26 protein-coding genes are annotated in these 24,512 nt (G+C 56.3%); 17 read left to right on the top strand and 9 right to left on the bottom strand.

Annotated elements, in window-relative coordinates:
- Positions 1-89 precede the first annotated feature (89 nt).
- The 3 genes from phaC to radC all read left to right on the top strand — a co-directional run bounded on the left by phaC (position 90) and on the right by radC (position 3,664).
- The gene (gene phaC / locus FPY71_RS09665; protein WP_149299985.1) at positions 90-1,901 is read left to right on the top strand and encodes a class I poly(R)-hydroxyalkanoic acid synthase; all 1,812 of its coding nucleotides are present in this window, start codon (positions 90-92) and stop codon (positions 1,899-1,901) included.
- Positions 1,902-2,032: 131 nt separating this feature from the next.
- Positions 2,033-2,875, top strand: a complete 843-nt coding sequence (gene map, locus FPY71_RS09670) for a type I methionyl aminopeptidase (RefSeq protein ID WP_149299987.1) — start codon at positions 2,033-2,035, stop codon at positions 2,873-2,875.
- A gap of 9 nt (positions 2,876-2,884) precedes the next feature.
- A complete protein-coding gene (gene radC / locus FPY71_RS09675; RefSeq protein ID WP_188052287.1) occupies positions 2,885-3,664 on the top strand; it encodes a RadC family protein in 780 nt (259 codons plus the stop codon).
- 10 nt (positions 3,665-3,674) lie between these two features.
- Here the strand turns inward: radC and FPY71_RS09680 are convergent, their stop codons facing one another.
- Positions 3,675-3,953 carry a hypothetical protein gene (locus FPY71_RS09680; protein WP_149299989.1) on the bottom strand — a complete coding sequence of 93 codons (279 nt, stop codon included), beginning with the start codon at positions 3,951-3,953 and terminating at the stop codon, positions 3,675-3,677.
- 186 nt (positions 3,954-4,139) lie between these two features.
- The gene (locus FPY71_RS09685; RefSeq protein WP_246160277.1) at positions 4,140-4,640 is read right to left on the bottom strand and encodes a flavin reductase; all 501 of its coding nucleotides are present in this window, start codon (positions 4,638-4,640) and stop codon (positions 4,140-4,142) included.
- A 194-nt stretch (positions 4,641-4,834) separates the two neighbouring features.
- Here FPY71_RS09685 and FPY71_RS09690 point away from each other — a divergent pair, with 194 nt between their 5' ends.
- The 4 genes from FPY71_RS09690 to purB all read left to right on the top strand — a co-directional run bounded on the left by FPY71_RS09690 (position 4,835) and on the right by purB (position 8,962).
- Positions 4,835-5,887: an ABC transporter substrate-binding protein gene (locus FPY71_RS09690; RefSeq protein WP_188052288.1), complete on the top strand. Its 1,053-nt coding sequence runs from the start codon at positions 4,835-4,837 to the stop codon at positions 5,885-5,887.
- Positions 5,888-5,890: 3 nt separating this feature from the next.
- Positions 5,891-6,895: a P1 family peptidase gene (locus FPY71_RS09695; protein ID WP_149299993.1), complete on the top strand. Its 1,005-nt coding sequence runs from the start codon at positions 5,891-5,893 to the stop codon at positions 6,893-6,895.
- The gene (locus FPY71_RS09700; protein WP_149299995.1) at positions 6,877-7,596 is read left to right on the top strand and encodes a DUF2259 domain-containing protein; all 720 of its coding nucleotides are present in this window, start codon (positions 6,877-6,879) and stop codon (positions 7,594-7,596) included. The genes FPY71_RS09695 and FPY71_RS09700 overlap by 19 nt, the downstream gene beginning before the upstream one ends.
- A 64-nt stretch (positions 7,597-7,660) precedes the next feature.
- Entirely contained in the window at positions 7,661-8,962 is a 1,302-nt protein-coding gene (gene purB / locus FPY71_RS09705) for an adenylosuccinate lyase (RefSeq protein ID WP_149299997.1), read from the top strand.
- Positions 8,963-9,029: 67 nt separating this feature from the next.
- On the opposite strand, the gene FPY71_RS09710 is transcribed toward purB, so the two are convergent.
- On the bottom strand, positions 9,030-9,827 hold the full coding sequence (locus FPY71_RS09710) for an endonuclease/exonuclease/phosphatase family protein (protein ID WP_149299999.1): 798 nt from the start codon (positions 9,825-9,827) through the stop codon (positions 9,030-9,032).
- 145 nt (positions 9,828-9,972) lie between these two features.
- Between FPY71_RS09710 and cls the strand changes: the two genes are divergently transcribed.
- Together cls and FPY71_RS09720 are read left to right on the top strand one after the other, a co-directional pair.
- Complete coding sequence (gene cls / locus FPY71_RS09715) at positions 9,973-11,421, top strand: cardiolipin synthase (RefSeq protein WP_149300001.1); 1,449 nt, start codon at positions 9,973-9,975, stop codon at positions 11,419-11,421.
- A gap of 55 nt (positions 11,422-11,476) precedes the next feature.
- Positions 11,477-12,046: an RBBP9/YdeN family alpha/beta hydrolase gene (locus tag FPY71_RS09720; RefSeq protein ID WP_149300002.1), complete on the top strand. Its 570-nt coding sequence runs from the start codon at positions 11,477-11,479 to the stop codon at positions 12,044-12,046.
- A gap of 156 nt (positions 12,047-12,202) precedes the next feature.
- On the opposite strand, the gene FPY71_RS09725 is transcribed toward FPY71_RS09720, so the two are convergent.
- Positions 12,203-12,520, bottom strand: coding sequence for a DUF1476 domain-containing protein (locus tag FPY71_RS09725; protein ID WP_149300004.1), 318 nt, complete (start codon positions 12,518-12,520; stop codon positions 12,203-12,205).
- A 213-nt stretch (positions 12,521-12,733) separates the two neighbouring features.
- Here FPY71_RS09725 and purC point away from each other — a divergent pair, with 213 nt between their 5' ends.
- The 8 genes from purC to grxD all read left to right on the top strand — a co-directional run bounded on the left by purC (position 12,734) and on the right by grxD (position 18,436).
- Positions 12,734-13,498 carry a phosphoribosylaminoimidazolesuccinocarboxamide synthase gene (purC, locus tag FPY71_RS09730; protein WP_149300006.1) on the top strand — a complete coding sequence of 255 codons (765 nt, stop codon included), beginning with the start codon at positions 12,734-12,736 and terminating at the stop codon, positions 13,496-13,498.
- Between the two features lie 67 nt (positions 13,499-13,565).
- Positions 13,566-13,808 (top strand): phosphoribosylformylglycinamidine synthase subunit PurS, encoded by a 243-nt coding sequence (gene purS / locus FPY71_RS09735; protein WP_149300008.1) that lies wholly within the window; start codon positions 13,566-13,568, stop codon positions 13,806-13,808.
- A 49-nt stretch (positions 13,809-13,857) separates the two neighbouring features.
- Positions 13,858-14,541 (top strand): phosphoribosylformylglycinamidine synthase subunit PurQ, encoded by a 684-nt coding sequence (gene purQ / locus FPY71_RS09740; protein ID WP_149300010.1) that lies wholly within the window; start codon positions 13,858-13,860, stop codon positions 14,539-14,541.
- On the top strand, positions 14,538-14,945 hold the full coding sequence (locus FPY71_RS09745; protein ID WP_149300012.1) for a hypothetical protein: 408 nt from the start codon (positions 14,538-14,540) through the stop codon (positions 14,943-14,945). The genes purQ and FPY71_RS09745 overlap by 4 nt, the downstream gene beginning before the upstream one ends.
- Positions 14,938-15,330 carry a hypothetical protein gene (locus tag FPY71_RS09750; protein ID WP_149300014.1) on the top strand — a complete coding sequence of 131 codons (393 nt, stop codon included), beginning with the start codon at positions 14,938-14,940 and terminating at the stop codon, positions 15,328-15,330. Before FPY71_RS09745 ends, FPY71_RS09750 begins: the two co-directional genes overlap by 8 nt.
- 163 nt (positions 15,331-15,493) lie before the next feature.
- Positions 15,494-17,716 (top strand): phosphoribosylformylglycinamidine synthase subunit PurL, encoded by a 2,223-nt coding sequence (gene purL, locus FPY71_RS09755; protein ID WP_149300016.1) that lies wholly within the window; start codon positions 15,494-15,496, stop codon positions 17,714-17,716.
- Positions 17,717-17,824: 108 nt separating this feature from the next.
- Positions 17,825-18,064: a BolA/IbaG family iron-sulfur metabolism protein gene (locus FPY71_RS09760; RefSeq protein WP_149300018.1), complete on the top strand. Its 240-nt coding sequence runs from the start codon at positions 17,825-17,827 to the stop codon at positions 18,062-18,064.
- Between the two features lie 24 nt (positions 18,065-18,088).
- Positions 18,089-18,436: a Grx4 family monothiol glutaredoxin gene (gene grxD, locus FPY71_RS09765; protein ID WP_149300019.1), complete on the top strand. Its 348-nt coding sequence runs from the start codon at positions 18,089-18,091 to the stop codon at positions 18,434-18,436.
- 48 nt (positions 18,437-18,484) lie between these two features.
- Here the strand turns inward: grxD and FPY71_RS09770 are convergent, their stop codons facing one another.
- From FPY71_RS09770 to FPY71_RS09790, 5 genes are all read right to left on the bottom strand, one after another.
- Positions 18,485-19,528 carry an ABC transporter ATP-binding protein gene (locus FPY71_RS09770; RefSeq protein WP_149300021.1) on the bottom strand — a complete coding sequence of 348 codons (1,044 nt, stop codon included), beginning with the start codon at positions 19,526-19,528 and terminating at the stop codon, positions 18,485-18,487.
- A gap of 34 nt (positions 19,529-19,562) precedes the next feature.
- A complete protein-coding gene (locus FPY71_RS09775; protein ID WP_210246269.1) occupies positions 19,563-20,426 on the bottom strand; it encodes a carbohydrate ABC transporter permease in 864 nt (287 codons plus the stop codon).
- Complete coding sequence (locus FPY71_RS09780) at positions 20,426-21,331, bottom strand: carbohydrate ABC transporter permease (protein WP_149300023.1); 906 nt, start codon at positions 21,329-21,331, stop codon at positions 20,426-20,428. Before FPY71_RS09780 ends, FPY71_RS09775 begins: the two co-directional genes overlap by 1 nt.
- A gap of 8 nt (positions 21,332-21,339) precedes the next feature.
- The gene (locus FPY71_RS09785; RefSeq protein ID WP_149300025.1) at positions 21,340-22,497 is read right to left on the bottom strand and encodes a mandelate racemase/muconate lactonizing enzyme family protein; all 1,158 of its coding nucleotides are present in this window, start codon (positions 22,495-22,497) and stop codon (positions 21,340-21,342) included.
- 158 nt (positions 22,498-22,655) lie between these two features.
- Complete coding sequence (locus tag FPY71_RS09790) at positions 22,656-24,371, bottom strand: SMP-30/gluconolactonase/LRE family protein (RefSeq protein ID WP_149300027.1); 1,716 nt, start codon at positions 24,369-24,371, stop codon at positions 22,656-22,658.
- Positions 24,372-24,512: the final 141 nt, after the last annotated feature.

The raw sequence follows: 24,512 nt of genomic DNA on the forward strand, positions 1-24,512 counted from the left end.
AAAATTAAATCCGGCATCATGTTCTGCGCAAATGTATCGCTGCAATCGAATTGCGCTATATGTTTTCTTGTTAATGAGGGAGCTTGGCCATGAGCGAATCTGAAAAACCGCGCCAAGGTGATTTTGCACCCTATGTCGTGCGGGATCCGCAGGCTTTCGCACTTAACGTGGCCCGCGCTGTTGAACAGGCCGGCAAGGCAGCTTCGGCATGGCTTGCACCGCGCGATGCCAGCAATGCCCCGGTTGATCCGAGCAATGCAATTTATGGCGAAATGGTTTCGGCATTTTCTGAAATCGGCAATTACTGGCTGGCAGATCCTCACCGCGCACTGGAAGCGCAAACCCGGCTTTTGGCTGGCTACATGGACATCTGGTCCAGATCCATTCGCAAGGTTTCAGGTGACGCCACACACGACACTGCAGTCGAAACGCCGGACAAGCGATTCAACGATCCCGAATGGCGGGAAAACCTGTTTTTTGACTTCATGCGCCAGGTTTACATTCTGACCGGCGCCTGGGCCCGAAGTCTCGTAACGGAAGCAGAAGGGCTGGACGAGGAAACCCGCAACAAGGCGGATTTCTATGTAAATCAGATTGTTAACGCCATTTCTCCATCCAATTTCATTGCCACCAACCCCGAGTTATATCGCCAGACGGTCGAGGAAAATGGTGCCAACCTCGTGCGCGGTATGCAGATGTTTGCCGAAGACATGACGCGGGGCGCAGGAAACCTGAAACTGCGTCAGACCCGGCCGGGCAGTTTTGAGGTGGGCGTCAATCTGGCAGTTACACCAGGCAGCGTGGTAGCAGAGAACGACCTCTGCCAGATCATCCAATACGCGCCGACCACACAAGCCGTATTCAAGCGCCCGATCCTGATTTGCCCGCCCTGGATAAACCGGTTCTACATTCTGGATCTGACGCCGGAGAAAAGCTTTATCGCCTGGCTGGTGGATCAGGGGCACACGGTTTTTGTCATTTCATGGATCAACCCGGACCTGCGCCATGCGGACAAGGACTGGCTGTCCTATATTGACGAAGGACTGGTCTTCGCACTCGACACGATTGCCAAAGCCACGCGTGAGACAGAGGTGAACGCCATTGGCTATTGTGTTGGCGGCACGCTGCTTTCCGCTGGCATGGCACTTTTGAAACGACGTGGTGATACGCGCATTCAAACAGCAACGCTTTTGGCCACGCAGGTGGATTTTGAGCATGCGGGCGATTTGAAAGTGTTTGTGGATGAGCGCCAGATCGCGGCACTGGAAGCGGTCATGACGCCATCCGGCACTCTGGATGGCGGGCATATGGCCACGGCATTCAACCTTTTGCGTTCCAGCGATTTGATATGGCCATATGTTGTGGGCAACTACATGAAGGGACGGGAGCCACCGCCCTTTGATCTGTTGTACTGGAATTCAGACGCCACGCGCATGGCGAAGGCCAATCACTCTTTCTACCTGCGCAAATTCTATCTTGAAAATCAGCTGACCGCCGGGTTGATGGAGCTTGATGGCGGCCGGATCAGCCTGTCGGACGTTACAGTGCCGGTGTACAGCCTCGCCACGCGTGAAGACCACATTGCGCCGGCGCGCAGCGTGTATCAGGGGTGTCTGGCGTTTGGCGGCGAGGTTACTTATGTTCTTGCCGGATCGGGCCACATAGCCGGAGTTATCAATCCGCCGCACAAGAACAAGTACCAATATCTGACAGGCCCGGCACCCAAAGCCGATGTGGCATTTGCGGACTGGGTGGCAGATGCGCCGGAACAGCCGGGATCCTGGTGGCCGCATTGGCAATCATGGGTTGAGCCGCACGCAGGCCCGAAGGTCAAAGCCCGGAAACCGGGTGTGCGTGGCAAGACAATTGAACCGGCACCCGGGCGATATGTTCGAGAATAGACAATGACCAGAATGCCGAAGATCAGGCCCGGAGCATAAAGCTTTAGAGTTTCCTCGCCGGCCAAAACAGACTAAGTACAACAGCCATGCCGCAAGGCCCTGAACTTAACCAGACGATCGATTGCGTTTAGATGATCACATACCTGCAAGCCGAAGCTAACCCGCAGCGCAATACCGGCACTATCCGCCTGTATGACGAAGCCGCATTTGAAGGCATGCGCCGCGCATGCCAGTTGACGGCGCGTTGTCTGGACGAGTTGGCGGAACTGGTGGCGCCTGGAGTGCCAACGCAGGTGATTGATGACTTTGTGCTGCGCTTTGCCATGGACAACGGCGCCCTGCCCGCCACGCTGAATTATCGCGGCTACATGAAGAGCGTCTGCACGTCCATCAACCACGTTGTCTGCCACGGAATTCCGAGTGAAAAGCCGCTGCGTGAGGGCGACATTGTCAATATCGACGTTACGCTGATAGTTGACGGCTTTTACGGCGATTCCTCACGTATGTACCCGGTTGGCAAGATCAAGCGTGCTGCAGAACGTCTGTGCGAAATCACCTACCACTCGCTCATGCTGGCAATTGACGAGGTGCGCCCCGGCAACCGTCTGGGTGATATCGGCGCTGCCATACAGGACTATGCCGAGGCGGAGCGTTGCTCGGTTGTCCGGGATTTTTGTGGCCACGGTGTTGGCAAGATCTTTCATGACGCCCCCAACATTCTGCATTACGGGCGTCGGGGCGAAGGTGCGGAATTGCGCCCGGGCATGATTTTCACCATCGAACCGATGATCAATCTGGGACGCCCGCATGTCAAGGTTCTGTCGGACGGCTGGACTGCGGTGACCCGCGACCGTTCACTGACGGCCCAGTATGAGCACACGGTCGGCGTAACAGAAACCGGGTGTGAGGTTTTCACCTTCTCTCCCGGCGGATTGGACACGCCCGGACTGGTATTCGACAACAAAAACATCTGAGCAGAAATCATGGTAAAGCGGGCCAGGACTGGCCTTGAAGAGAGCACGGGACTGGACTTCGGCCAGGCTCGCCCTCGCGAGCCGATGCGCGTCAGGCCCACGGTCGAGGATGCTGCCGTCCCTCATCATGCCGGGCATCGCGACCGGCTGCGGGAACGATTTTCAAAGGCCGGGCCGAACGCCGTAGCTGATTATGAGCTGCTGGAGCTTGTGCTGTTTCGTTCGATCCCCCGGCGGGATGTCAAGCCGATAGCCAAGGCGCTTCTGGCGCGTTTTGGCAATCTGGCAGAAATTGTCGCCGCCCCTGTGCCGCTGCTGGCAGAGGTGGAAGGTGTCGGCAATGCCACAGCGCTGGACATCAAAATCATAGCCGCGTTTAACCAGCGTACATTGCGGACCGAGGTCAGCGATCGCGATATCATCGGCTCATTTGACCGGATGATGGATTACATCCGTGCGGTGATGGCGCATGAAGCGCGCGAACAATTCCGGTTGTTGTTTCTGGACAGGAAAAACGGGTTGATCGCCGATGAAGTGCAGCATATCGGCACGGTTGATTTTACGCCCGTCACTCCGCGCGAGGTGGTGCGCCGGGCGCTGGAATTGCACGCATCGGCCATTATTCTGGTCCATAATCACCCGTCGGGAGACGTGACACCTTCCATGGCCGATATTGAGATGACGCGCCAGATCATTGATATGGCTCAGCCTTTGGGCATCAAGGTTCATGACCATGTGATTGTGGGCCGTGCCAATTCAGTAAGCTTGCGCAAATCCCGCTACATCTGAAACTCAAATGCTATTGCAATTGATGTTCTGCCGCAAAGCGCAGCTCTCGCGGGGTTATCAAGCCATGATGCATGACGTGCACTGAATGGATCCGCGCGTGAACTTCCACCTGCCAATAGCCCAGAAACCGCCGAAGGCGCGGAAAGCCGGGAGCCAGATCCTCAAACTGCCAAAGAAAGCTTTGTAAAAAATCCGGATGGTCAGGAATATGGTAAAGAACCTCGGCTGTGGTGGCAGAAAAGCCGGACAGCATCTTTTCAAACGCAGGGTCTGCAACGCGAACGCTCATTTTACGCTCCTTCCGCTACAAAAGCGCCAGACCGCTAACGCAAGGGAGCTGGCGCTCCAGTGTCTAACTCCATGACTTTACATCGGCAGCGAAGGGCTAAAAACCCCGGCTGTTGATACGCGTGGCAACTGGCGCGCACACCCATGCTGCGCCTGACTGGTTAACCAACCCTTGCGAAGAATGGACTTAAAGGGTGTGAAAATGCCGTTCCTTGTAGACAAGACCCGGGGCGGACGGCGCAACATTGAGACCAACCACCTCGCCAATCAGAACCCGGTGCGTGGCAACAATGCGCGCATCGGTCAAGCGACAGTCAAAACTGGCCAGCGCATTTTCCAGAATCGGCGCGCCAGTCACCAGTGGCGCCCAATTGGCCAGCGCAAAGCGCTCGTCCAGACTTAGCTTGCCTTCACCGGCAAAGGCCTTCGCCAGGCTCTCATGCTCCGCCGCCAGAATGTTCACTGCAAAGCAGCCGTTTTTCTCGTACCGGTCGTTAACCGCGCTGGAAGCATTGAGGCAAACCAGCAAGGTCGCCGGCATATCTGACACCGAGCAGACGGATGTTACGGTTGTGCCGCGAATGCCCGCACGCCCGTCGGTTGTGACGATGTGGACGGCAGCAGCAAAATGGCTCATCGCATTGCGAAAGTCGAAGCGGTCTATCAATGGCTCAGTCAACAAATCCATTTTCCAGTCTCCCCCTTGAAGGGCGTCGCTTCCAGAGGCACCGCTAACATAGCCCAGCCTTACAGGAAATGTTAAGCGCAAGTCTAAATATCGCAATGTGGCAATTCGGTTGAACTTGTATACCCTGCCCTACGCCCGGCCTCATGCTTTCAGGCGAAGCAACGGGCTGCTGCCATCTGGAGTTCCACCTTTCAATGAAGCAACTTTTGAAGCCCGCCCACCGCAGATTGCAACTGGCATTCGCAGCGCTTCTGTTCTGCTGCGGCACCGGCATGGCCGCAGAAAACACCATTGGCGTTGCAGCTCCACTGTCCGGGTCCGGCTCGATTCTGGGCCAGCAACTGCTTAGCGGGGTGCAGCACGGCGTTGCACCAGCAGGTCAGGATGTGCTCGCCGTGGACACAAGCTGCACGCCAGAGGGCGGGCGGGCCACGGCGGAAGCGATGAAGCAGGCAGATGTGCGCATTGCGGTGGGCTTTTTATGCTCGCCTGCACTGGAAGCCGCCTTGCCGATTCTGCGGGAAGCAGGCATTTCCACAATAGCCGTTGGTCCGCGCAAGGTGCGGCTGACAGCACAGCGGGAAAAGACCGGCAATCTCGTCTGGCGGCTGGCTCCCGAGGCAGATGCGGAAGCCCGGGCATTGGCGACCTATGTTCGCGAGAACTGGAGCGGAACTCCGTTCACGATTGCCGAAGATGGCTCCTTGCAGGCGCGCGAACTGGCTGACCAGTTGCGTATTGTGCTTGCCGAATCCGGCATTGAGCCAAACGCGATTGAAAATTACAGCCCGGCAGAAGGGCGCCAGTTTCCCTTGGCGCGGCGGTTGGCGCAAAGCGGCGTGACACGCCTTCTGGCGCTTGGCACCAGAGAAGACACTGCAATTATTTTGCGCGACGCCGCATCACTGGACGTTCAAATAGAAACGCTGGGCGGTGAAAACCTGCTGGACGATGCCGGCACTGTGGAACTGCCCCAAGGTGTCAGGGCCGTTGCCATTGTTTCGATGGCTTATGCCGCCGACCCGGCACTGGAAGGTTATTTTTCACAAGGTCAGGCGGCTGGCGAAATCGCCGCAACGGCTTTGCAGCAATCGGCAGATACGGCCATCAGCGACACACTGAACTCCGCGGAATTTGCCACCACAATCGGACCGGTTCGATTTGATGGTGAGGGTAACGCCAACCTGCCCGCATTCGGGGTCGTGGAATGGCGCAATGGACGTTTCAACCCCGTACCGGAAGGCTGATGAATGGCAGCGTGGCAGGCAGGAAAACGCAATCTCATAACCGACATTGCCGGCATCAGCGTTGGCAATGCGCATGATGCAACAATCAACAGCGGTTCAACCGCGATTCTGTTCGACAATGCTGTTACCGCCTCTGTCGCCATTCATGGCGGCGCACCCGGCACCCGGGAAACGCCCCTGCTGGATGCCGAAAATCTGGTTTCCGGCATCGATGCACTCAGTCTTTCCGGCGGCTCTGCCTATGGACTGGATGCACCTTCCGGCATTCAGGCTTTTCTCCGGCAAATGGAACGTGGCTTTGAGGTCGCCGGGGTTCGGGTGCCAATTGTGCCCGGGGCAATTCTGTTTGATCTGATCAATGGCGGAAACAAGGATTGGGGCCTGCATTCCCCCTATCGCGAACTGGGCTATCTGGCAGCACAGAATGCGGGTCGCAGCTTTGACATCGGCTCTTCTGGTGCGGGCTATGGTGCCACCACCGCCCAGTGCAAAGGCGGCCTTGGCTCAGCCTCTACCGTGCTGCCCAATGGCATCACCATTGGTGCGCTGGTCGCGGTTAATGCCGTTGGCTCACCCCTGTTTCCAACGGGCAAGCATTTTCGTGCTGCGGGTTTTGAGCTGAACGGTGAATTTGGCAATCTGGGCCTGCCCCGGACAACTTACATTCATGACGGCTCGCCGCCAACGAAGTTCAACCCGACGCCCGGCGGCAACACGACAATCGGGGTGATTGCCACCAACGCTCGGCTGGACAAAGGCGGAGCCAAGCGTCTGGCTATTGCCGCGCATGATGGTTTTGCCCATGCTCTTTGGCCAGCCCATACCAATTTCGACGGAGATCTGGTGTTCGGCGTTGCCACTGGCGAGCTGGACGGCCCATTGGACCCTGTCTCGCAGGTTGACCTTGGCGCTGCGGCGGCGGCAACTATGGCAAGAGCCATTGCCCGTGGCGTTTACGCAGCCCGCCCTGCAACCGGAGATTTTTTGCCATGCTGGTCCGAACTCTGATTGCCTGTCTGTTGCTTACGGCAGGTACGGCCCGTGCCGGGGATTTTGCAACGCTGGAAACACTGGGCTTCTCTCCCGAAGGCAATGTTTTCGCCTTTGAGCAGCACGGCATTCAGGATGGTTCCGGCTTTCCTTATTCCGAAATATTTTTCGTTGACCTCGACCGTGACGATTTTGTTGCCGGGTCGCCGATCAGGATCAGGCTGGACGACGAGTCTGCAGATCTGGCAGACGCGCGGCAGGCCGCAGCCAGTCAGGCGGCAAAACTGCTGGAAGAACATGGCCCGTTTAAACCCGGCCTTGTGGTTGCGGCCAATCTGCCCACCCACCTGAACACCACGCCGGACCTGATTCGTTTTTTGCCGCGCGCGGTCGAACCGACGCCCGACACGCCGATTGTTCTGAAGCTTGAGACCTTTCCCCTGGAAACGCAGGAGCATTGCACGGCCTTTGGTCATGAGATTTCCGGCTTTCGTCTGATCCAGGAACTGGATGGCGAAAACCGCGTGCTGTTTGAAGATGAAACCATACCGGACAGTCGCAGATGCCCGTATGACTACACACTAGCCCAGGTACAGGTGCATGGCACCATGCCGGGTGAATGGCGGGCTGTGGTTCTGATTGGCGTTCGCAGCGTTGGTTTTGAAGGACCGGACATGCGCTACATCGCCCTGCCGGTACCTTTGCCGGATGAAAGTTGAGGCGCGGCCATTGGTCTGTTAGACGGCAGGCAGATATTTCAACATTGATGTGAGACCCCCGCCAATGATCCCTCGCTACTCCCGCCCCGAAATGGTGTCTGTCTGGTCGCAGGAGACAAAATTCCGGATCTGGTTTGAAATCGAGGCGCATGCCTGTGACGCCCTGGCCGAAATTGGCGTGATACCGGTGGAATCGGCGAAAAAAATCTGGGAAGCCGGCAATGCGGCGACATTTGACGTTGACCGGATTGACGAGATTGAGCGTGAGACAAAGCATGACGTGATTGCGTTTCTGACGCATCTTGCCGAGTTTGTCGGCCCGGACTCACGCTTCATCCATCAAGGCATGACGTCATCGGACGTGCTGGACACCTGCTTCAACATTCAGCTCAAGCGCGCCAGCGACATTTTGCTGGCGGATATGGATGCGCTGCTGGCGGCCTTGAAGCGGCGGGCATTTGAACACCGCGACACCGTTACCATCGGGCGCAGCCACGGCATTCATGCTGAACCAACGACCTTTGGCGTAAAACTGGCACTTGCCTATGCCGAATTTGAGCGTTGCCGCACCCGCCTTGTTGCTGCGCGGGAGGAAATCTCCACCGCGGCCATTTCCGGCGCGGTCGGCACTTTTGCCAATATTGACCCGCGAGTGGAAGAGCATGTGGCGAAGGCACTGGGCCTGAAGCCGGAACCGGTTTCCACGCAGGTGATCCCGCGTGATCGGCATGCCATGTATTTTGCCACGCTGGGCGTCATCGCTTCCAGCATTGAGCGTCTGGCAACAGAGATCCGTCATCTGCAGCGCACCGAAGTGCTTGAGGTTGAGGAATATTTCTCACCAGGGCAAAAAGGTTCTTCCGCCATGCCGCACAAGCGCAATCCGGTGTTGACGGAAAATCTCACCGGTCTGGCCCGCATGGTCCGCTCTTACGCCATGCCTGCAATGGAAAATGTTGCCCTCTGGCATGAGCGCGACATTTCGCACTCTTCAGTTGAACGCATGATCGGGCCGGATGCCACGATTACGCTGGATTTCGCACTGGCCCGCCTGACCAACGTCATCGACAAGCTGCTGGTTTATCCAGAGCGTATGGACCGCAATCTTAACCAGTTCCGTGGGCTGGTTCACTCGCAGCGCGTGCTGCTGGCGCTGACGCAGGCTGGCCTGTCGCGTGAGGATTCCTACCGGCTGGTGCAGCGCAATGCCATGAAGGTCTGGGAGCATGGCGCAGATTTCATGACCGAGCTTCTGGCCGATAAGGAAGTGATGGCCGCGCTGTCGGAAAGCGATATTCGAGAAAAGTTCGACATTGGCTATCACACCAAGCATGTCGGCACGATTTTCGACAGAGTGTTTGGCTGATACGTCTCGTTGCGAAATTGCCTCATTGTCCAACCGTTGAAGCGAGCCAGCTTCAACGGCAGCCGTTTCAACCGGCTCTGGCCAGATCCGGTTTGGCCAGACTCGTCTGCAGCTCGTGTGGCTCACCAATATCCAGCATCAGCATCTGATGGTCGGAAAAAGGCATATCGACAATTTCGACACGGCAGCGCGAGGCCAGATCACTGGAAACCAGACATGGGTCCAGGCTGGCACGCCATGGCCCCAGCCGGAATGTCGGGCCAAGCGCTTCATTCAAATAAGTGAACCGCCCGTCCTTCAGCAGGGGTGCAAGTTCTCGCGGCCCGCGAAACATGTTGAAATCACCGATGACAATGGTTGGTGTGTCGCGCTCGCTTGCCCAATCCGCCAGTTGATGCAACTGCCGCTCACGCACTTTGCCCAGCAGCGAACAATGCGCCAGCAGCACGCGAACTCCCGGCAGGTCAATATCGTAAACCAGCCGCTTCTTGCCGTGCTGCAGATAGCGCGCTGTATAGGGTAGCTGTCCGGTTGCCAGAAAGGCGCTGGATTTGCCCCGTGAGATGGAAAGCCGCCGGAACTGCTTGTCGGCGCTGTACTTGCCGTCAATCCGCACAGTCTGGTGATGGGCTTCACACAGCAGGGGAAACTGATCGAAAAAGCCGTTGGTCAGCGACCCCTGATCAATTTCCAGAAAGCACGAGAGATCGGGTTGCAGCTCCCGCAAGGTCTGCTTCAAAAAATGCAGACCACGAAGCTGTACATCCCTTGGCGTGAATATGTGATGGTGGACCCGCTTAACATGTTTGGTGAAAGAACCGTCGATATCCCGGGCATAGCCCAAATTGGCATAAACAATCCGCACTGCTTTACCTTCCCGGATTTTCCGGCCCAGCCCACATCAGAGGGTTTGCCTTATATTGGCACAGTCTTTGCCGGTTTCAACTCATGCTGGCGATGCAGACTATGTGATAAGGTTGGGCAAATTTTGTTTCCGGGTCGCGCGTTTCATGCAGTTTGACGGTTCACACTGGTCATATTGGTCCATCGCAATAGCGATTGCCAACTGGACCATCATCTTCGGTTCGCTGATTTACATTCCGTTCCGCCGGTCGCCGGCGGCGGCGCAAGCCTGGATGATTCTGTTCTTTTTTCTGCCGATTGCCGCATTGCTCATCTACCTCCTGTTTGGCCATACAGAACATCCGCGCTGGCGGCAGCAGCGGTTGAAAAAGCTGCCGGGCATTCTCCAGCAAGCTCTGGGGCATCTTTCACTGGATGAAAAATCCGGCCGCGTCGGCCTTGCACCGCGCCACCAGATGACGGCCAATCTGGTTCGCAACATTGGGCGCCTGCCCTGCCTTGCCGGCAACCACATTGATCTGGATGCGGATTACAACCGCGTGGTGGACAGGATAGCCGGGGATATCGACCGCGCCACCCATCACGTGCACCTGATGTTTTACATTTTGCAGAATGACGAGGCTGGCAACAAAGTGCTGAGCGCGCTGGAGCGAGCCGCGGAACGCGGCGTGCAATGCCGCCTGTTGATCGATGCCATCGGCTCAAGCGGTGACCGGCGCGCCATTGCGCGCAGGCTCGCCGGAACCGGCGTGCAGTTACGGGTGATTCTGCCCCTCAGCATCTGGAACCGCGCCACACGGGCAGATCTGCGCAATCACCGGAAAATTGTGGTCGTAGACGGCATGCTTGGCTGGGTCGGTTCTCAAAACATGCATCGCATTGAATATGAACCCAAGACCTTTTACCGCGAAGTCATGGCCCGCGTCATCGGCCCAGTGGTTCTGGAATTGCAGGCCATCTTCATCGGCGATTGGTATCTGGAAACCGGCGAGGATATCAGTTCGCCGGAGTTGATGCCGTTTTCAGATTTTATCGACATGACCGATGGCGCAAAGGCGCAGGTCCTGCCGTCTGGTCCCGATTACCCCGGTTCCCAGGTAGACATTCTTTTCACGGACCTGATTTACAATGCGCGTGAAAAAGTGGTGCTTGCCACGCCCTATTTCATTCCCAACGAGCCATTGTTACAGGCGTTTCAGACTGCGGTGTCAAAGGGTGTGCAGGTGACGTTGTTTGTCACCTCCACCACCAATTCCTTTCTCATCGACCATGCCCAACGCTCTTACTATGAAGAGTTGCTGACCGCCGGTGTGGAGGTCATGCTGTATCGCGAGCGGTTTTTGCACGCAAAACATCTTTCGATCGACGAAGACATAGCGGTTATCGGCTCGGCCAATATGGACCGGCGGTCTTTTGAGCTGAACTCGGAAGTGACGCTGCTGGTCTACGACAACGGACTTGTCACCCGGTTGCGGAAGATTGAGCAGGACTACCGCACCAAAAGTCATCGACTGGATGCGGACCAATGGGCCAAACGCGGTTTTGCCACGCAATTGATGGAAAATATCATGCGCCTCATCAGCCCGCTGCTGTAGATGCCGGTGCGTTCTGAACTTGACATCCGACTGCCTACCGCACATTTGCGCAGGCATGCGAGCATCAGAAACAGACATCATCATCATTCCCGGCTATATGGGCGCTTCTGAGAACCACTGGCAAAGCCGCTGGGAAAGCAAGCTTTCCACTGCGCGTCGGGTGCAGCAGGCCGAATGGACCAAGCCGGTTCGTGAAGACTGGGTTCATGAAGTGGCAGACGCCGTGAACCAGGCACAGAAACCCGTGGTTCTCGTGGCCCATTCGCTGGGTGTGGCCATCGCCGTCCAGGCATTGCCATTGTTCAAACGCCCGATTGCCGGTGCGTTTTTTGTAGCGCCGCCAGACGTGGCAGACCCGGATATTCGGCCAAAGCACCTGATGACGTTTGGCCCCTATCCGCGCGACCTACTGCCATTTCCGTCAATTGTCGTGGCCAGCCGCAATGACGGCTATTCAAAATTTGAAGCCGCTGAAGACATTGCTGCCGCCTGGGGCTCACTGTTCATTGATGCCGGAGAGGTGGGCCATATCAACGCAGAGAGCGGGCATGGTCCGTGGCCAGAAGGGCTTTTGACCTTCGGCAAGTTTTTGTCACAGTTAAAGGCGCCACCGCACCATCACTGATGTATCTGTCGGCGGAACGGAGTTGTTCCACGGCTGGACATTCAGACGAAACTGAAACTCTGAAGCGGTTTATGGACCAGACAATGACCTGACCGCTTTGAAACGGCCCTGCATGACCTGCAAGGCCGAATCGCTTTTAATTAGTCATTCTCAGATTCAGGCGGCGCGAACCTGCGCCTCAGCCTCGATCAGCAACTCCGCCATCTGGCGACGAATCTGGTGCTCGGACTGCTGCACGCCAGCGGCCGCAAAGTCGCCGTGCACCTTGGCGTAAACGTCTTCCTCGCCGTGGCTTGCAAGGTCAGCCTTCACCACTTCCATGGCGTAAGCGTCTGCATCTGCGCCGCTGCGCCCCATTTTTTCAGCCGCCCACAAGCCCAGCAGTTTGTTACGTCGCGCCTCAATTCGGAACTTCAATTCCGCATCATGGGCATAACGGTTCTCGAACTCGTTCTTACGGTCATCAAAAGTCATGGAAACGTGCTCTCCTCGTTGCTGCCATGTCGGAAATTATTTAGTCGCTCATACCGCGCATTAGAAGGCGTGACATGATAAGAATTATGTCAGGGCGCAGGAATTTTGGCATAGTGATTGTGAAAATGCGCGCTTTGGTCTATTGACCCGGCTTAATCTAGTTTTCGACGGGGCCTCCCACCCGCGCCGACCCACCACGATAGAGCTTTATCCATGACACGTCGCCGCCGTATATACGAAGGCAAGGGCAAAATTCTCTATGAAGGCCCGGAACCTGGCACTTTAGTTCAGTTTTTCAAGGACGACGCTACGGCGTTCAACAAGAAAAAACATGAAGTCGTGGATGGCAAGGGAGTCCTGAACAACAGGATTTCCGAGTATATCTTCACGCATCTGAACCGGATCGGCATTCCGACGCATTTCATCCGCCGGCTGAACATGCGTGAGCAGTTGATCAAGGAAGTGGAAATCATTCCGCTTGAGGTTGTGGTGCGCAACATCGCAGCCGGGTCTTTGGCCAAACGGCTGGGAATCGAGGAAGGCACGGTTCTGCCTCGCTCGATCATCGAGTTTTACTATAAGGCCGATGCGTTGGACGACCCTATGGTGTCCGAAGAGCATATCACGGCTTTCGGCTGGGCAAGCCCGCAGGAGATTGACGACATCATGGCTCTGGCCATTCGCGTCAACGACTTCCTGTCCGGCCTGTTCCTTGGCGTTGGCATTCAACTGGTGGATTTCAAGATTGAAACCGGCCGGCTGTTTGAAGGCGACATGATGCGAATCATCGTCGCGGACGAGATTTCACCTGACTCCTGCCGCCTTTGGGATGTGAACACCCAGGACAAGCTCGACAAGGACCGTTTCCGGCGGGACATGGGCGGCCTGGTGGAAGCCTATCAAGAGGTTGCACGGCGGCTTGGCATCATGAACGAAAATGACCAGCCCCGCCCCTCAGGGCCGGTGTTGGTGAAGTAACGTCAAGTCCTCCGTTACGCTCAACTCCGGCTGTTAGACTCATATATTCGCAAGGCAGGCTTAAACAGTGATCAAGGCGCGCATTGTTATCACACTGAAAAACGGCGTACTGGACCCGCAGGGCAAGGCAATCGAGGGTGCACTCGGCAATCTCGGCTTTTCCGGCGTGGGTTCAGTGCGGCAAGGCAAGGTTTTTGATCTGGAGCTGGAAGGCACAGACAAGGCAAAGGCCGAAGCTGAATTGAAAGCCATGTGCGAAAAGCTGCTGGCAAACACCGTGATAGAAAATTTCGCAGTGGAAATTCTCTGACCTGTTGTGGCCTTCGCCTGACAGGTCTTTTCTGATCCGGAGCATTCCCATGAAATCCGCCGTCGTTCTTTTGCCGGGTTTGAACCGCGACCGCGACATGATCGCCGCGCTGACCAAAATTTCCGGACAAGCGCCTCTGACAATCTGGCAAACTGAAACCAGAATTCCGGAAGTTGACCTGATTGTCATACCGGGCGGCTTTTCATTTGGCGATTATCTGAGGTGTGGGGCCATTGCCGCTCGCTCCCCTGTCATGCAGGCGGTGGCGGAGCGTGCACGGGCCGGTGTGCCGGTTCTTGGCGTTTGCAACGGTTTCCAGATTCTGTGTGAAACCGGTTTGTTGCCAGGCGCTTTGATGCGCAACACCAGCCTGAACTTCGTTTGCCGCGAGGTTAAGCTGGAAGTGGCCAATGCCAACACTCGCTTCACCTCGGCCTATACACAGGGGCAGATCATTCGCTGCCCGGTGGCGCATCATGATGGCAATTATTTTGCCGATACCGCCACTCTTGATCGGCTGGAGGGTGATGGCAGGGTTGTGTTCCGTTACGCTGAAAACACCAATCCAAATGGGTCCATCAACAATATTGCCGGCATTCTCAATGAAAGTGGCAATGTGCTGGGCCTGATGCCGCATCCGGAAAACCTTATCGAGCCGGAGCATGGCGGCGTAGATGGGCGCGGCCTTTTTGAAAGTGTGTTGGGTCTGGCACAAAAAGGTTTGGCAGCGTGAAGCGTGCGCTGAGCATTGCACTTCTAGCGGGCATCGCACTTGGTCTTGGCGCTTGCGCCAGCAAGGCTCCACAGCAGCCAGTAGCTGCCCCCGGCGGTGAAACGGCGCTGAAAATCATGGAACGAGTCGCGCTTTCAGCCCGTGATTGCTGGTTTCGTGCCAAAGACCCGGCCTTTGCCCGCTATACCCTGGCCCCAGAGCTGGATTCGCATTCCGGCCGTCCACGCATTCTGATTGTTCCAGCCAGCAATCCCGGCGGCTTGCCGCTTCTGGTGGTTGAGGGACAGGGCAAACCTGCCCGTATCAGCAGTTTCGGTCCGATGCTGCACGGAAAAGACGGCAAACGCATTGCCGATGATATAGCGCGCTGGCAGGGTGGCAACCGCACCTGCTCCGATGCCTGACGCCATGCGCAACCGGTTTTGCCAAATCAGTCTTGCGCTGGCACTGATGTTGAGTGGTTGTGCATCAACCAGCGAACCAGAGCTGGCGTTGACCCCTGCAGAGCACAATTATGTCATGCAGACGGGCAGATCCCTGTTTCGCGGCAAGCCGATAGAGCGGGCACGAGGCTTCCTCTTCACCGGTGGCAGCGGTTATGCGGTATGTGTACGTGCGCCGGCCACAGGTTCGCAGCCAGCGGACTATGCGTTGCTGGTTCTGCAAAGACGTGTGACCGATGACTATATCCCGCAGGCAGCGGATGACGTGGTGATTTTGCGTTCGGCCACAGAAACCCTGCCCTGCCGGAAGCTGGGCGAACGCCCCGGCAACTGGACTACATTGTGAATGAACGCTGCCTTTGAGCATTCCCCGTTGAAACGGTTACGGTTCAGCGGCAAGACAATACAGAATTGGACCGGTTCAACTGATCATGAGATCGCCTGAAACGGTCCAGACATCAACCTCCGCAAGCCACTGACCAACCATTGCCGCCTCAGGAAACCGCACTATGACCGAGATCGCCATCACCTCCGATTTGATCGCCGCACATGGTTTGAAGCCGGATGAGTATCAGCGGATTCTGGATTTGATCGGGCGTGTGCCAAGCATTACCGAGCTCGGTATTTTCTCAGCGATGTGGAATGAGCATTGCTCTTACAAGTCATCCAAGCGGTGGTTGCGCACGCTGCCGACAAAGGGCCCTCGCGTTATTCAAGGCCCGGGCGAAAATGCCGGCGTGGTGGATATTGGTGATGGCGACTGCGTGGTTTTCAAGATGGAAAGCCACAACCACCCCTCTTTTATTGAGCCATATCAAGGCGCGGCAACTGGTGTCGGCGGCATTCTGCGCGACGTGTTCACCATGGGCGCGCGACCAATTGCTGCCATGAATGCCCTGCGCTTTGGCGACCCGAACCATGAAAAAACCCGTCATCTGGTGGCGGGCGTGGTGGCCGGTGTCGGCGGTTACGGCAACTCCTTCGGCGTGCCGACGGTGGGAGGCGAGGTGAATTTCCACCCTCGATACAACGGCAATTGCCTGGTCAACGCCTTTGCTGCCGGACTGGCCAAGAGCAATGCCATTTTTTATTCCAAGGCAGAAGGCATTGGTTTGCCGGTGGTTTATCTGGGTGCGAAAACCGGCCGTGATGGCGTTGGCGGCGCAACCATGGCCTCGGCAGAGTTCGACGAGAAGATTGAAGAAAAGCGCCCCACGGTTCAGGTTGGTGATCCGTTTACGGAAAAATGCCTGCTGGAAGCCTGTCTGGAATTGATGGCCACCGGCTCGGTCATTGCCATTCAGGACATGGGTGCAGCCGGACTGACGTGTTCGGCCGTGGAAATGGGTGCCAAGGGCGATCTGGGTATCGAGCTCAACCTGAATGCGGTGCCGGTCCGCGAAGAAAACATGACTCCGTATGAGATGATGCTCTCTGAAAGTCAGGAGCGGATGCTGATGGTTCTGGAACCATCACGTCAGGCAGAGGCAGAAGCGATCTTCCGCAAATGGGGTCTGGACTTTGCGGTCGTTGGCCACACCACGGATGATTTGCGGTTCCGCATCCTGTTTGACGGGGTCGAGGTCGCCAATCTGCCGATCAAAGAACTGGGCGACGAGGCACCGGAATATGATCGCCCATGGATGGAGCCGCGCCCTGCTGCCGCGGTTCACGCCGTGGATGTTTCCGAGCCGAAGGACTATGGACAGGCGCTGTTGTCGGTGATCGGATCACCGGACATCGCATCCCGTCGTTGGGTTTTTGAACAATATGACACCCTGATTCAGGGCAACTCGCTGCAACGCCCGGGCGGCAATGCCGGGGTTGTTCGGGTCGATGGCCATGCCACCAAGGCACTCGCCTTTTCGTCCGACGTTACGCCGCGCTATTGCGAGGCAGATCCCTATCAAGGCGGCGCACAGGCCGTGGCAGAGTGCTGGCGCAACCTGACTGCCGTTGGCGCCGAACCATTGGCTGCCACCGACAATCTGAACTTCGGCAATCCGGAAAAGCCTGAGGCGATGGGGCAGTTCGTCAAAGCCGTTCAGGGCATAGGCGCAGCCTGTGAAGCATTGGAGTTCCCAATCGTTTCAGGCAATGTCTCGCTTTACAACGAAACTCAGGGAACAGGCATTCTGCCAACGCCGACTATTGGTGGTGTCGGGCTGATCGATGACCGCGCATTCACTGCGCGCACCGACACTTTGCAAGCCGGGCAGGAACTTTTGCTGATCGGTGTGGATGGCAGCCACCTCGGCTCCAGCATTTTCCTGCGGGAGATTGCGGGAAGTGAGGCCGGCGCCCCGCCAATGGTCGACCTTGCCGCTGAAAAACGGCACGGTGATCTGGTCCGCGGCCTCATCCGCTCCGGTACGGTCAAAACCTGCCACGATCTGTCAGATGGCGGGCTGGCTGTAGCGCTGGCGGAAATGTGCATGGCTTCCGGCGTTGGTGCTGCCATTGCTCTGGGCACTGGCCCACGCCATGCAGAGCTGTTTGGTGAAGATCAGGCCCGTTATGTCATTGCCGTTGATTCTGCGGCCCTGCAGACGACGGTGACTGCGGCCCAAAGCGCAGGCGTACCAGTGCGACACCTCGGCACGGCTGGCGGCACAAATCTTGTTGTGCAGGGCGTGCTTGATCTGCCATTGGCAGCGCTGTCCCAGGCGCATGAGAGCTGGTTCCCGAATTACATGGCAGGCAATTCGCCTGTGCGGGAAGCAGCAGAATAGCGTCAGACATTGCGAGACCTGCTGTGAATGCCTATTCTTTGTTGAACGGCAATCTCGCGGCGCGCGTGGTGGGTTGGTTACGAGTTTAAAAGAGGGAGCTGCTTGGCAATGGCTATGAACGCCCAAGACATCGAAAAGATGATCCGAGAGTTCATCCCGGACGCGGTTGTGTCTATCCGCGATCTGGCAGGCGACGGCGACCACTATGCCGCAGAGGTTGTGGCTGAAAGCTTTCGCGGCAAAACGCGCGTTCAGCAGCATCAGATGGTGTATCAGGCTTTGCAGGGCAATATGGGCGGCGTGTTGCATGCTCTGGCACTGCAAACCAGCGTCCCGGAAAAATCCTAAACTATCTCGAAATTGGAGCCCGATATGAGCGGCATTCAGGAATGGATTGATAATGAAGTGAAGACGAATGATGTCATCGTCTTCATGAAAGGAACGCCGGCATTTCCGCAATGCGGCTTTTCCGGTCAGGTTGTTCAGATCATGGACTATCTGGGCGTGACTTATAAGGGCGTCAACGTCCTGGCTTCAGACGAGCTGCGCAATGGCATCAAGGAATATGGTTCCTGGCCGACAATTCCGCAGATTTACGTCAAGGGTGAATTTGTCGGCGGTTGCGACATTATCCGCGAAATGTTCCAGTCTGGCGAATTGCAGGATTTTCTAGCACAAAAGGGCGTTGCTACCGGAAATCAGGAAGCGGCCAACGCTTAAGACCACTGCCAGAGCGCAAATTCTTTGCCTCTGGCAGTCATCATTGCATCACGAAATGCGCCGCCCCTGCCGATCGAAAAAATGCGCATGACCTGCTTCCGGCAGAATTGCTATCTTATCGCCTGCCCGCACGTGCAGTCTGGTTCTGAACACCCCGGTTATAAGCTGTTCTCCCATACGCATGATGAGTTGGGTTTCTGAGCCGGTAGGCTCAACCACAGCCACTTCGACCGGCACGCCCGAGTGATCTATTATAATATGCTCGGGTCGGATGCCGTATGTTACCGCTTCAGGTGGCACTCTGTCGTTGTAAGGCACGATCAAGCCATCCAGAGTGCAGAAGCCTGCTTCCGCTGCCTTACCTTTGATAAGATTCATTGACGGTGAACCGATAAAACCGGCAACGAACAGATTTTCCGGGCTGTCATACAATTCAATTGGCGGGCCAATCTGCTCAATAACGCCATCTCGCATAACCACTATCTTATCTGCCATGGTCATGGCCTCAACCTGATCATGAGTTACATAAACAATTGTTGTCTTCAGACGCTGGTGCAGCTCTTTGATTTCAGATCGCATTTGAACCCGCAACTTGGCGTCCAGATTGGATAGCGGCTCATCGAACAGAAATATCTTTGGATCCCGTACAATGGCACGCCCCATGGCGACGCGCTGGCGCTGGCCGCCTGAAAGCTGGCGGGGGTAGCGGTCCAACAAGGTCTCCAGGCTCAGGATACCAGCGGCCTTGCTGACTTTTGTCTGAATTTCCTGACGCGAAGTACCCTGAATTTTAAGCGCGAAGCCCATATTCTGCGCTACCGTCATGTGGGGATACAAAGCATAGCTCTGGAACACCATGGCAATGTCGCGCTCTTTGGGCGGCAGCTCGTTCACCACCGTGTCATCAATCCGTATGGTGCCGGAAGAAATCGCCTCCAACCCGGCAATCATGCGCAACAATGTGGACTTGCCGCAGCCGGATGGCCCGACCAGAATAACAAACTCGCCATCTGCAATCTCGACCGAAACATTCTTCATTGCCTCGTGACTGCCGTAAAATTTGCCGACATTATCGACGCTCAGATTTGCCATTTTTTCACCTCCCTTTTTCTAACGCTGCCGCGTCTCACCCTTTGACAGCGCCGGCGGTGAGCCCTTCAATGAAATGCTTCTGAAGAAACATGAAGCAGATCATCACGGGCAGTGCCGTAACAAAGGAGGCCGCCATGAGATCCGGCCAGAGCGACCGGAACTCGCCGCCGAACTGCAACACAAGACCCGGCGGCAGGGTCATGCGCGTCTGGCCACCTAAGGTAAGCGCGTAGATGAAGTCGTTCCACGCACGGATGAAGGCAAACAGCCCCACGGCCACGAGACCCGGGCGGGCAAGCGGCAGAAAAATCTGTGTCATGATCTGGAAATTCGATGCGCCATCAATGCGCCCGGCTTCAAGCAAATCGTCTGGAATATTGTCGAAGTATGATTTGAGCATGAAGATGCATAGAGGCAGCGTGAAAGTGGCGAATGACAGGATCAGCGCCGCATAAGTTTCAATCAGCCCGAGTGAGTCGAACAGAAGGTAAAGAGCCACAAGTAGTAACACCTCCGGAATCATCTGCCCCGCAAGAATCAAATACATCAGGCTGTTGCGACCGCTGAACCGGAATTTCGAAAAGGAATATGCGGCAAATGTCGCCACGATAAGGCTTCCCAACGCACTCAGAACTGACACGATGAGACTGTTCTTCATGAAATTCAGCAGTGTCGCGTTGTCCATGAGCCGAGAGTAAGCGTCGATCGTCCAATCACTGGAGAAAAAGCGTGGGGGAAATTCAAAGACATCTTCCAAAGGTGTCAGTGACGTCTTGATCATCCAATACATCGGGAAAACAGCAAAACCCACCAACACAATCAGGCTGACGGCAACACCAAACTGGTTGGCAAGCGAAGAGCGCATTGCAGGGCTTGAGGAATTGGCAAACGAGATCATCAGATTGCTCCCTCACGGCGTGCAGTGCGTTCTGAAACCCAGAAATATGCGATTGCCAGAACGCTGAGCACAACCATCCACAGCAGTCCGAGCGCTCCGGCCATTCCAAGATCGTATGACTGGAATGCGCGCCGATACATTTCCACAGCCAGAGTGGTGGTTGAACCAAAGGGCCCACCCTCGGTCAGCACATAGATTGTTTCGAAGTGCTGAAAATTGCCAATCGTGCCGAGCAGCAGCACTACAGCAAAGAGATTGCGCAAATGTGGAATGGTCACATACCAGAGGCGGCGTACCGGCCCTGCACCATCAATCGCCGATGCCTCAACCAGTTCTCGCGGCACTGTTTGCAAACCCGCAAGAAACATCGTCATCATCCACGGAAAGGTGGACCAGGTTTTGGCAACAATCAGCCCGATCATTGCTGGCGTTGGAGATCCAAGCCAGTGAACGTTGGTGTCGATAACCTCCATAACCCGCAGCGCGCCATTGAGAACGCCGTAGTTGGGATTGTAGATCCACAGCCAGATAAAGGCGACGACCGCACTGGGTGTAACCCAGGGGAAGAGCAATATGCCGCGCAGAACAGCCTGCCCGTGAATGCCCCGATTTAACAGCAGCGCCGCTATGAATCCAAGAAAGGTCGAACACAGGACAGAGCCGACAGAAAAGACAATTGTGTTCCAGAGAACGGGCAGGAATGACGCGTTAAACACGCGAACAATATTGCTCACCCCGACAAAGCGCATGTCGGAAGAGAGCAGGCTTCTCTCAAAAAACGCGAGCGAAAGCGAGGAAAACAGCGGATAAAGCGACACCAGAGCAAAAAGCGCCATCGCTGGGACGACCAGAAAGATTGCAAACTGTGTGTCACTGAAGCCGCGTCTTTTAACGGTTCTGGACATCGTTTCTCTCAGTAATGCGGCTTGATTGGAATGTAACCATCAACCCGTGCGGGTGGCCGGTAAGAAGATGGAATGCTGGTGACCGCGTATTTTTCGACCTTGTCGATATCAATCTCGACGCCCAGGCCCGGCGCCGTGGGCACGGAAACAAAGCCACCTTCCGGCAAATACTGAATATTGGTGCACAGCACATCGCTCATGTGTTCCGCCGACCAGTCAATCGCCAGCCACATGTTTGGAGTGCAGGCAGCAAGCTGTATGTAGGCGGCGATGGAAGGCCCCATCTCTCCCCCGGAGTGCAAGCCCACCGGCAGAAAGGCTGCCTCGGCTGCCGCAGCCTGCTTGCGCACTTCCCACATGCCGCCCGCCTGACTCGGGTCCAGCAGCAGCGCATCCGCCGCCCGGGCGGCGATTATGGCACCCACATCCCCCGTGGTGTAGGCACTTTCATCCAGTGCCACCGGCACCGACTGCACATTGCGAAGTTCTGCGTGGCCAGCAAGGTCGGAAACCGGAAGCGGCTGCTCAATGTATTGCAGGTCGCAATCTGCCAGTTTCGACAAGATTCTGCGCGCGGTTGCCTGAGTCCACACACCATTCACATCAGCCCGCAATTTTCGGTTGCCAACAAGCTTGCGCGCCAACCGAACCATATCCAGATCAAGCTCTTCACCAAATCCGATCTTGATCTTGAATGTTTGGTAGCCGCGCTCAAGCATGGCGCGCAGATGCGTTTCAAACGCCCGAATGTCGCCGGACATGGTGTAGGCCGCGATCTCCACCTTATCGCGGAAGCGCCCGCCCCAAAGCTGATGGCATGGCACACCCAGCGTTTTGCCGAATGCGTCCCACATCGCCATCTCAACAGCGCTCGTTGCCATGACCCCTGCACGCTGGTGGTGGTAGTAACCGCTCGCCTCCACAAGCCGAAACAGCCGCTCAATTTCGTGCACCTCAAGCTCAAGCGCCGTCGGAATGACCGTTGATCTGAGCACAGGTTCGATAAAGTCCAAGAGACAGAGCGTCTCCCCCCAACCAACAACACCCGATTGCGTTTCAAGCCGCACGACAAGCCGCGTGGCATTGTTGCGGGCGGTGGAAGAGAAGGCGATCTGTTCACGGTAGGGAATGCTCACGACCCAATGGTCAATGGACTTGATCTTCACCTGCTCCTCCACCCTTATTTCACATTATGAACCACTGTTTTACATAATGATAACGGTGAGCGCAAGCGATGGCAAGACATGTCGCTGCTGCCAGCCCCAAATCTGAAGCCGGGAAATCTGTTGAACATAGGAAAGAGACAGGTTGCGAAGCGGTAAAATCAGCCGTGGAACGGCACTTCCGGCAGACCGCTCACCCCTGGGGTAAAGGCAAAGATGCTGCCAGAGAGCGGTGCTGCCTTAAGGCTGGCCTCGCTAAGGCGAATGCGCGCGGAAGTTATGGCCAAAATGTCCAGTTTTTCACCCACAAATGAGCAGCTTGTAGGGCGCGGCACCGGCAGTGTGATTGTGCGATCCAGCTGCCCGTCTGGACGCAGACGAATGACCGACCATCCGTCCCAGATTGCGCACCACACCGCACCCTCTGCATCCACGGTCAAACCTGAAGGTCTGCCTTGCAGGCGACTGCCGTTGTAAAACTCTCGACGCCCGGAAATTTCCCCGGTTTCGAAGTCGAAATCATAAGCGTAGATTGTTTGCTTGCCGGAATCGGCAAAATACATGGTTCGATTGTCCGGGCTCCACGCAAGGCCATTGCTGATCGTAACATCAGAGACCATGCGCTTAAGCCGAAGGTTTTTATCCAGACTGTAAAGACTGCCTTTTTCAGGCGCTACGTCCATACTCATTGTTCCGGCCCACAGCCGCCCGGCCCTGTCACACTTGCCATCGTTGAAACGGATGAAGGCGCGAGTTTCGCCGGGGTCAGCAATAGCAGTCAGGGCGCCGCTTTCAAAATGCAGCCCCTGCACACCACTCTGGGTGGCAATGACACAGCCGCCGGCCTGACGATCTGCCACAAAGCCGACAAGCTCAGTCAATGCTACAGTTTCTACATCGCTGCCGCCAAGAGTCATGCGGCTTACTGACGGATGAAGAATATCCACCCAGTAAAATTTCTGGTCGCGCATGGACCAGTAGGGTGAATCCCCCAGCAACGCATGTGTTTCATAAAGCAGCTCAACACCGCGAGTCGGGACCGCTGCGGCTTCTGGCGTATCCAGATGCAAGGCAGTTCCGCCCAGATTGCCGGTGATGCGATGCGCGACCTTCATCAGGTCACGCCCGACAATGTGCAGACGCTCCATATCAAGGCGCACAGTGGGCCCTGAAACAAATATGGCTGCGGTTGCTATACCGTTCGGCGCAAACACCGGGGCAGCGACCGATCGCACGCCCGCAATCTGCTCTTGATCTGAAATTGCGTAACCTCTCGCCCGGCAAAGTTCCAGTTCCGCCTCAAAGGCACGGGCATCGGTTAAAGTCTTGTCCGTAAATGCTTGAAACGGAATGGCATTCAGCAGCTCTGTCCGTTGCTCTGCATCCCGATAGGCCAGCATAATCTTGCCCGGTGCGGTACAGAATGCCGGATCCCGGCGACCAACGGCAAAACGCACGCCCAGCGGCGCATCAGTCTCCCGCTCGTCAACAATGGTGATGTTCAGCTCATCCAGCTGCGCCAGCCCTACCGTTTCCTGCAACTCAATGACCAGCCGCTCCATTTCCGAAGCGGCAACGCTGCGCACATCCACATTGCCCCAAACGGAATGAGCCAGAGCCAGAAAGCGCGGGCCAAGCACATAAACCTGCTCGCTGGAATCATAGCGAACCAAATCAAACCGTGCGAGTGCAGAGAGAATTCTGTGCAAAGTTGCCTTGCTGAGGCCAAGCCTGTTTGCAAGGTCCGTAAAGCGCATGGCCTGGGATTCTTCACCGAGAAGAAGCAGAACCTGCAAACCCTTGGTCAGGGAAGCGGTGCCTGCTACAGGCGAGTCAGAAACCTTGGCTTTATCCGGCGATGTTTTGGCTTTGCGCATATCGTCCCCCAACAGCACGCCCGGTGTAAAGCATTTTCAGGAAAGTTGGAAAGCCACTCCAGTTTAAAATGCACCCGCCGCAAAACCCGCCCTGGGCAAGGGCCGCTTCTACAGAGGTTGAGCGCGATGCACGTTCGGCCC

It is taken from the genome of Aureimonas fodinaquatilis (genome assembly GCF_008369445.1).
Classification (GTDB): Bacteria; Pseudomonadota; Alphaproteobacteria; order Rhizobiales; family Rhizobiaceae; genus Aureimonas; species Aureimonas fodinaquatilis.